Genomic DNA, 1,402 nt, shown 5'->3' on the forward strand with positions numbered 1-1,402 from the left:
TTGATGCCTCAGTTGCGATCTGGTGCGTGGCTGGTGCGTTCTGTGTTTGATAGAGCGGCGCACACCCGAGTGCTGCACGTGGCGATAGGGCGGCAGCGTCAGAGGGGGATAAGAGACAGAGACTCATGTTCGGGCTCAACCGCGCCAAGAAGACCGCCGCGCTCATCGCGGCCACCGCTGCCGCCGCCGCGACAGCCCTGCTCGGCGCCCCCACCGCCGTCGCAGCCCCCCAGCCCATCGTCGGCGGTACGACCACCCCGACGACCTCGTACCCCTTCATGATGCAGATCACGGACTCCTCGCAGAACCAGTTCTGCGGTGGCACCCTGGTCTCCGCCACCAAGGTCGTGACCGCGGCCCACTGTATGGTCGGCGAGACCACCAGCAGTGTGAGAGTCGTCGGCGGACGCACCTACCTCAACGGCACGAACGGCACGGTCAGCCGGGTCAGCAAGATCTGGATCCACCCGTCGTACACCGACGCCACCAACGGTGACGACGTGGCCGTCCTGACCCTCTCGACGGCGATGTCGTACACCCCGGCGTCGTACGTCTCCTCGTCCCAGACCAGCGTGTACGCGGCCGGCACCACGGCCCGCATCCTCGGCTGGGGCACCACGTCGTCGGGCGGCAGCTCGTCCAACCAGCTGCGCACCGCGACGGTGCCGATCGTCTCCAACTCCAGCTGCGCGAGCAGCTACGGCTCGGACTTCATCTCGTCCGACATGGTTTGCGCCGGATACACCTCCGGTGGCGTTGACACCTGCCAGGGCGACAGCGGCGGTCCCCTGCTCATCGGGGGCGTCCTGGCAGGCATCACTTCTTGGGGAGAGGGCTGCGCGGAGGCCGGTTACCCGGGTGTCTACACCCGGCTGACCACCTTCTCCAGCCTGGTGACCACGCAGGTCAACTCATAACCCAGAAGTTCTCCTGAGCACCCCTCAGGTGAAGTACCAGGGGGCGTTGCGGGCCTCCACGAGCGGCCCGCAACGCCCTCTATCCATGTCCGCCCGCGGTCTACGGGGCCTCCCGTACGACGGTCCCGAAGCGGATGTCGTACGAGGACCCCGGGTGCATGACGGCCAGCATCCGCGCCCCTTCCTCGGTGACCTCGTCCCGCTGGGCCCTGGTGAGCCGGCCGAAGGGCTCGACGACCAGCGCGTCCTCCTCCAGCTTCCAGACCCCGGCGAGGAAGCCGTCGACGAGGAGGGTGCTGTGGGCCAGGTTCCCGACCCAGCTGCGCCCCCAGTACTCGGGCGGGATCACGCGGGTGCGGTCGGCGTGGGAGAGCAGCAGGTTGTCGAACTCGGGGAGGAAGCGGGGCGGGGCCGGGGTGTCGGCGGCCGGGCGGGGCGCGTCGGGGAGGTCGCAGAGCCCGACGCCGTTCGCGTCGCGGAAGGTG

2 protein-coding genes are annotated in these 1,402 nt (G+C 68.9%); one reads left to right on the plus strand and one right to left on the minus strand.

Annotated elements, in window-relative coordinates; translation table 11 throughout:
- The first annotated feature begins 125 nt into the window (after positions 1-125).
- A complete protein-coding gene (locus HLK59_RS50055; protein ID WP_171148338.1) occupies positions 126-917 on the plus strand; it encodes a serine protease in 792 nt (263 codons plus the stop codon).
- A gap of 100 nt (positions 918-1,017) precedes the next feature.
- On the opposite strand, the gene HLK59_RS50060 is transcribed toward HLK59_RS50055, so the two are convergent.
- On the minus strand, positions 1,018-1,402 hold a 385-nt coding region (locus HLK59_RS50060; RefSeq protein ID WP_171148339.1), incomplete at its 5' end, for a crosslink repair DNA glycosylase YcaQ family protein.

The sequence above is a fragment of the Streptomyces sp. S3(2020) genome, assembly GCF_013044505.1.
GTDB lineage: Bacteria > Actinomycetota > Actinomycetes > Streptomycetales > Streptomycetaceae > Streptomyces.

Coding starts and splice junctions, on each gene's coding strand:
- HLK59_RS50055 (WP_171148338.1), top strand. CDS start 126: ATGTTCGGGCTCAACCGCGCCAAGAAGACCGCCGCGCTCATCGCGGCC.